This window comes from Candidatus Burkholderia verschuerenii, assembly GCF_001189365.1.
In the GTDB taxonomy this organism is placed as follows: Bacteria; Pseudomonadota; Gammaproteobacteria; order Burkholderiales; family Burkholderiaceae; genus Caballeronia; species Caballeronia verschuerenii.
Genome location: NZ_LFJJ01000259.1, coordinates 1 through 6509 on the forward strand (window position 1 = coordinate 1; position 6509 = coordinate 6509).

The 6509-nt window shown below is 62.3% G+C and carries 5 protein-coding genes and 4 pseudogenes; 6 read left to right on the top strand and 3 right to left on the bottom strand.

The annotated features are described in order from the left end of the window. From BVER_RS32995 to BVER_RS26860, 6 genes and pseudogenes are all read left to right on the top strand, one after another. Positions 1 to 123, top strand: a pseudogene (locus tag BVER_RS32995) (IS5/IS1182 family transposase); the annotation flags it as partial. A gap of 79 nt (positions 124 to 202) precedes the next feature. Then, entirely contained in the window at positions 203 to 1957 is a 1755-nt protein-coding gene (locus tag BVER_RS26840; RefSeq protein WP_050455851.1) for an AMP-binding protein, read from the top strand. Between the two features lie 79 nt (positions 1958 to 2036). Further along, positions 2037 to 2840 carry a DUF1571 domain-containing protein gene (locus BVER_RS26845; RefSeq protein WP_050455852.1) on the top strand — a complete coding sequence of 268 codons (804 nt, stop codon included), beginning with the start codon at positions 2037 to 2039 and terminating at the stop codon, positions 2838 to 2840. Positions 2841 to 3002: 162 nt separating this feature from the next. Next, the gene (locus BVER_RS26850) at positions 3003 to 3242 is read left to right on the top strand and encodes a hypothetical protein (RefSeq protein ID WP_050455853.1); all 240 of its coding nucleotides are present in this window, start codon (positions 3003 to 3005) and stop codon (positions 3240 to 3242) included. 83 nt (positions 3243 to 3325) lie between these two features. After that, on the top strand, positions 3326 to 4114 hold the full coding sequence (gene surE / locus BVER_RS26855; RefSeq protein ID WP_050455854.1) for a 5'/3'-nucleotidase SurE: 789 nt from the start codon (positions 3326 to 3328) through the stop codon (positions 4112 to 4114). Positions 4115 to 4137: 23 nt separating this feature from the next. Beyond that, positions 4138 to 4592: pseudogene (locus tag BVER_RS26860) on the top strand (DUF2147 domain-containing protein). Between the two features lie 83 nt (positions 4593 to 4675). Here the strand turns inward: BVER_RS26860 and BVER_RS26865 are convergent. The 3 genes and pseudogenes from BVER_RS26865 to BVER_RS30830 form a co-directional block, all read right to left on the bottom strand. After that, entirely contained in the window at positions 4676 to 5095 is a 420-nt protein-coding gene (locus tag BVER_RS26865; protein ID WP_198155419.1) for a transposase, read from the bottom strand. Between the two features lie 130 nt (positions 5096 to 5225). Beyond that, positions 5226 to 6213 (bottom strand): annotated as a pseudogene (gene zapE / locus BVER_RS26870) (cell division protein ZapE); the annotation flags it as partial. A 9-nt stretch (positions 6214 to 6222) separates the two neighbouring features. Then, positions 6223 to 6509, bottom strand: a pseudogene (locus BVER_RS30830) (oxidoreductase dimerization domain-containing protein); the annotation flags it as partial.

Consider the following 6509-nt stretch of genomic DNA (forward strand, 5'->3'; position numbering starts at 1 on the left):
TTTAAGCGTATCAAGCATTTTCGTCGCGTCGCCACTCGATATGACAAACTCGCCCACAGCTACCTCACCTTTGTCTCCATCGTGTCTGCCTTCGGGCCGCTCTTAAATGTAAACAGGACCTAGGGATACGCGACCGCACGCATCGCATTGCGTCGGCGCGAACATAAGGCGCGTCTTCCGAACGCGCCAACGGAGACACGCCATGAAGCCGGCACAGGCATCGCTCTGGGCAAGCGCCCAGATGCAGGGTATGCACGGCACGGACGGCATCTGGTACGCATCGTATGCGCCCGGCGTCGCGCATGAAATCGATCCGGCGCGTTATCGCTCGCTCGTGCATTTCTTCGACGAAAGCGTCCAGCGGTATCGCGCGCAGACCGCCTTCACGAGCCTCGGCGCCGATCTGAGTTTCGATGCGCTCGACCGCAAAGCGCACGCCTTCGCGTCGTATCTTCAGGAGATCGGCGTGCAGCACGGCGATCGCGTCGCGCTGATGATGCCCAACACGCTCGCCTATCCCGTCGCGATGTTCGGTGCGCTGATCGCGGGCGCGATCGTCGTCAACATGAATCCGCTCTATACGGTGCGCGAACTGGCGCATCAACTGAAGGATTGCGGCGCGCAGACCATCGTCGTGTTCGATCTGTTTGGGAAGACCTTGCAGGACGCGTTGCCGGGATCGCGCGTCAAACAGGTGATCGTGACGAGTCTCGGCGATCTGCTCGCCGATGGCCTCAACGTCAAAGGCCGCGCGCTCGATCTGTACATGCGTCACGTCAGAAAGCAGGTGCCGGATTTCGCGTTGCCCGAAGCGGTGTCGCTGCGTCAGGCGATCGCGCGCGGCGCGAAACGCAAGCTCGAGCCCGTGCGCGTCGGTCACGGCGATATCGCGTTCATTCAGTACACGGGCGGCACCACCGGCGTGCCGAAAGGCGCGATGCTCACGCATCGAAATATCATCGCCAATGTGTTGCAGGCGCTCGAATGGTCGCGCGCGCGGCTGATCGACGGCGAGGAAATCGTCGTCACGCCGCTGCCGCTCTATCACATCTATTCGCTAACGATGAACGCGCTCGTGTTTCTCGGCATCGGCGCGCGCAATGTGCTGATCGTCAATCCGCGCGATATCGACGCGCTGCTGCGCACGCTGCGCGACGTGCCGTTCACCGCGATCTCCGCGCTCAACACGCTGTACGCGGCGCTGCTCGACAAGGACGAATTCCGCCAGCGCGATTTCTCTTCGCTCAAGCTTGCGATGGCCGGCGGGATGGCGACGCAACGCGCGATCGCGGAGCGTTTCGAAGCGGTGACCGGCACGGCGATTCTCGAAGGCTACGGACTGAGCGAATGCTCGCCGCTGGTCTGCGCGAGTACGCTGCACGCCGCGCGCGACGAGAGCTTCGAAGGCAGCATCGGCCTGCCGGTGCCGTCGACGCTAGTGCGTCTGCGTCGCGACGACGGCGCGTGGGCGGATATCGGCGAGCCGGGCGAACTCTGCGTGCAAGGCCCGCAAGTGATGAAAGGCTACTGGAATCGGCCGGCGGAAACCGCGCTCGCCATCGACGCGCAAGGCTGGTTCGCGACCGGCGATATCGGCACGATGGACGCGCGCGGTTTCATCCGCATCGTCGACCGCAAAAAAAACATGATGATCGTGTCAGGATTCAACGTGTATCCGACCGAGATCGAAGACGTGTTGTCCGCGCATCCAAAGGTGCGCGCGGTCGCCGCAGTCGGCGTGCCCGATCCGGTGACGGGCGAGCGCGTGAAAGCCTACGTCGTGCCGCGCGATGCGACGCTGTCGGTGGAAGAGTTGCTGGCTTTCGCCCGTTTACATCTGACGGGCTACAAGGTGCCCGCTTTCGTCGAGTTTCGCGACTCGCTGCCGCTGACGTCGATCGGCAAGGTAATGCGGCGCGGCCTGCGCGCCCCCGACGACAAAGAAACCAAACCGTAAAAAAGAGCCATGCATGCCGTTAGCGCGAACTCGTTGGCCTACGTATTGGCGGCTCATCGGTTTCGCGCTCTGTCTGTGCATGACGATGCGCCTCGCGCTCGCGCAGGACTTCGATATCGCACGCATCGGCAAACTCGATGTCGACGCCCAGGCGCGCTGGCTCGCCGATGCCGCCGACGACGGCACGCTCGACGACGATCGCCTGACGCAACTCTTTCGCGCGCTCGATCCGCTCGCCGTGCCGCGCTATCTGCAAAACGGCAAGCACGATTACGTGTCGTACGAGTTCACGATGCGGCGGCGCGAACGCATCAAGGGCGTGTGGCCGAAACGCGCCGATCACATGCTGGTGCGCGTCACGCACGAGCCGCTGCGCATCTACGCGAAATGGCTGCCCGACGGCGCGCACGCCGGCCAGGAAATCCTCTACGACGACGCCAAACGGCCGGACCAGATCTACGGCCATCTCGGCGGCTGGCTGCGCGTGATGCCGATGTGGACTTCGATCGACGGGTCGCTGGCGCGCGCGCAGTCGAATCATTCGATTCGTGAGTTGGGCATCGACACCATCACGCAGCGCTTTCTCGACGAAGGACAAAAGTTCGCCGAAGCGGGCGTCACGAAACCGTCGAAGAATATCGAGGTGCGCGAGATCGGCGGCGTGCGCGTGGTCGCGTTCACCTACGAGACGCCGACCGGACAGCCGGAGTTTTATGCAAAGAAGGAGATTCTCGGTCTCGACCTGAAGCGGCCGCTGTTCCGCGCGGTCGAATCGTTCGATAACGACGGGAATATTTTCGAGTCCGTGGTGTTCGAACAGATCGAGGAAAAGACCTTCGACGATCTGACTTTCGATCCGAAAAATCCGGAATACCGCTTCTGACATGCGGCGTAACAACTGCGTCGATGTGCCCGCGCGACATTTAAGTTTCGCCTAAGACTTCGCCGATAACCTCATCCGCACTTCATCGACATCAAGGCGGCCGCGCTCCTGACACGCGCTTTCCGCACCGCACATCGTCATGTAAAAAACAAGGGCTTGACCATGAAATTCCCTTCGGCTTCAACTCCCGTGCGAGCCATTAAACGGCTCCTCAGCCATCACGAAATCGCCACGCTGCTTCTGCTGATGCACGCACCAATCGACGTCATGGCCGCCACGCCCGACGTGGCGTCGTTGCAAGAGTACGGCTACGTCGAAATCGTCTCAGCGGAAGCCAGCAGCCCGCAAGTGCGCCTCACCGAAGACGGCAACGCCGTGTTGCGCGGCCTCGGCATCAAGTAATTCGTCACGCAAGCATGCGGTCGATAAATCGCGAACTCTGTAATAATTGGTCGATCCATTCACCGACCAAGGAGTGATTCGCGATGTCCGCTTCCGAACCCATCGTTCAACGTGTGCTGCTCACCAATGACGACGGCATCAACGCGCCCGGCCTCGCCGTGCTCGAAGCCGTCGCGGCCGAACTCGCGCACGAAGTCTGGGTGATCGCGCCCGAACACGATCAGAGCGGCACGTCCCACTCCATCAGCCTGCATTCGCCGCTGCGCGTGTCGCGTCAGGGCGAGCGGCGTTACGGCGTGCAAGGCACGCCCGGCGACTGCGTCGTGATGGCCGTGCGCCATATCATGAAAGACGCGCCGCCGGCGCTGGTGCTCTCCGGCATCAATCGCGGCGCCAATCTCGGCGTCGAGACGATGTTCTCCGGCACCGTCGGCGCGGCGATAACGGGCCTGCTGCTCGGGCTGCCATCCATCGCGCTGTCCCAGACTTTCTCCGATCACGACAACGTGCGTTGGGACACGGCGCGCGCGCTCGCGCCCGGCGTGATCCGCCAGTTGCTGGCGATTTCCCACGACGCGCCGACCTGCCTCAACGTCAACTTCCCCGACTGCGATGCCTCGGCCGCCGGTCCGCTCACGGTGACGCGGCAAGGCGTCGGGCTGGTGGAAGGCATCGACGTAGTGACGCATACCGATCCGCGCGGCATGGACTATCACTGGCTGCGTTTTCAGCGTTCGGCACGCCCGAATTCGCCCGACAGCGAAACGGCCGTGGTCGGTTCGGGACGCGTGTCGTGCACGCCGCTGCATTTCGATCGCACCGACGAACGCACCTTCGCGACGCTCGAAGCCGGCCTGCGCCAGGGCATCTGATTCCCCGCCACCGAGGACACTTCATGACGCTGTTTCACCGTATCGCGCTCGGCGCGGTGCTCGCGCTGTCCGCGGCGCGCGCATTCGCGGATGTGTCGACGCCCGTCGGCATGTGGCAAACCATCGATGACGTCAGCGGCGAGCCGAAAGCCGTCATTCAGATCACGCAGGACGGCAGCGGCCAGTTGTCGGGCAAGATCCTGCGCGGCATCGGCCGGCTGAACGATCCCGACAAGCGCTGCACCGCCTGCACGGGCGATCGCAAGGATCAGTTGCTCAAAGGCGTGACGATCATCGAAGGCATGCGTCAGGACGGCGACGAATGGATCGGCGGGCAGGGCAGATTCTCGATCCGTCGAACAGCAAGTTCTACAAGTGCAAGATGAAGCTGGAGGACAGCGGGCAGAAACTGGTAGTGCGCGGGTATATCGGCGTGTCGCTGCTTGGACGCTCGCAGACCTGGCTGCGCGAGCCTTAAAGCCACTCGAACTCGGCGACGCAAAAAAGCCGGCCGAAGCTGTGACGCTTCGGCCGGCTTTTTTTCATGCCCGACGCGCGATATTACGCCGCGCGACGTGCCGGTGCTTCGGCCGCGGCCGGTTGCTGCACGTCGGCATAGGTTTCGGCTGCGACTTCGAACGGCAGATCCGCCGGCACGCGCATGCGCGAAGTCATCAGCGCATACAGCGATTCGCCCGCCGGGCCGAACAACTGCGTCATCACGCGCAGCAGCACGCCCGACTCGTGCCACGCCTTGAAGCGGCGATGGCACGTCTGATACGAGGGATATTTGCGCGGCATCGTGGACCACGACGCGCCGCTGTACATGACCCACAACACGCCATTGAGCACGGCGCGCGTGTTGGCCAGTGGCCGCCCGCGCAGTTCCGAACGCGGACGCAGTTCGGGAAGAAGCGGTGCAACCATCTGCCATTCTTCGTCGGAAAGATCGCGGTAGGGCTTCACGGTATGTTTCTCCAATTTATTCGCCTGATAACTGGAATGAACGATACCGACCGGCGGCACCCCGTTGAATCAGAGTGCTCCTAATCTTGAAATTACCGGCAAAGCCTTATGCGGATTGGGAATCTGCCGAATTTTGATTCTCGTATTAGGTTAGCGAAGTATCCGCGAGGCGGCGCGGGGCTTCGAGATATTCCTTCGATTGCATCTCGACGATACGCGATACCGTGCGCGCGAATTCGTTGGCCATCGGGCCTTCGAGATATAGCTCTTCCGCCGGCACCGCCGCCGACATCAACAGCTTGACCTTGTGGTCGTAGAACACGTCGATGAGCCACGTAAAGCGGCGCGCTTCCGATGCCATGCGCGGCGTCATCTGTGGCAACGTCGGTGAGGATCACCGCATGGAACCGGTTCGCGAGTTCGAGATAATCGTTCTGCGAACGCGGGCCGCCGCACAAGGTCGCGAAGTCGAACCAGACGACGCCGTCCGCTTTACGCAGCGCCTTCAGTTCGCGCTTTTCGATATGCAGGATCGGGCTTTCGTCCGGCACGGCGGCGAGCTTCGCGAAATCCGCGCGCAACGCTTCGTTGGCCGCCTGGCCGAGCGGCGTGTGATACGCCTTCACTTGCGAGAGCGTTTGCCGGCGATAATCCGTGCCCGCATCGACGTTCAGGACATCGAGATTCTTTTGCAGCAATTCGATGGCCGGCAGCAGACGATCGCGATGCAGGCCATCCGGATACAGCGTCGTCGGCTCGTAATTGGACGTCATCACGAACTGCACGCCGGCCTTGAACAGACGATCCAGCAGGCGATACAGAATCATCGCGTCCGCGATATCGAAGACGTGAAACTCGTCGAAGCAGATCAGGCGATACCGCTTGGCGATACGCCGCGCGAGTTCGTCGAGCGGATCGGCCTGCCCTTTCAGCTCTTCCAGCTCGCGATGCACTTCGCGCATGAATTCGTGGAAATGCAGACGCGTCTTGCGCTTGACCGGCACGACCGCGTAAAAGCTGTCCATCAGAAAGCTCTTGCCGCGCCCGACGCCGCCCCACATGTACACGCCGCGCGGCAAGTCCGGACGCACCAGAAACTTCGTGATCGCGTTCGAACGGCGCGATTTGTAGGACTTCTGCCTTGCCGATACCGAGCGCACGGCCATTGGCCATCATCGGGAACTGGCCGGTCTTGATCTCGCGGCCTTCGGCCTTGAGCTGCTGTTCCGTCTTGCCGACCCACGCGATTTCCGGTTCCGTGTAGATGACCCACGGCACGCAGTTGTAATCGATATGCGGCTTCTGGCCGTCGATAATTTCCGCCACCGCCACGCCTTCGTCTTCCGCCTTGTGCGCGAGCATCGGGCCACGCACGACGTCGCCGATCGCGTAGACGCCCGGCACGCTCGTCGCGCAGTGGTCGTCCACG

Coding starts and splice junctions, on each gene's coding strand:
- BVER_RS26850 (WP_050455853.1), top strand. CDS start 3,003: ATGAAATTCCCTTCGGCTTCAACTCCCGTGCGAGCCATTAAACGGCTC.
- surE (WP_050455854.1), top strand. CDS start 3,326: ATGTCCGCTTCCGAACCCATCGTTCAACGTGTGCTGCTCACCAATGAC.
- BVER_RS26840 (WP_050455851.1), top strand. CDS start 203: ATGAAGCCGGCACAGGCATCGCTCTGGGCAAGCGCCCAGATGCAGGGT.
- BVER_RS26845 (WP_050455852.1), top strand. CDS start 2,037: ATGACGATGCGCCTCGCGCTCGCGCAGGACTTCGATATCGCACGCATC.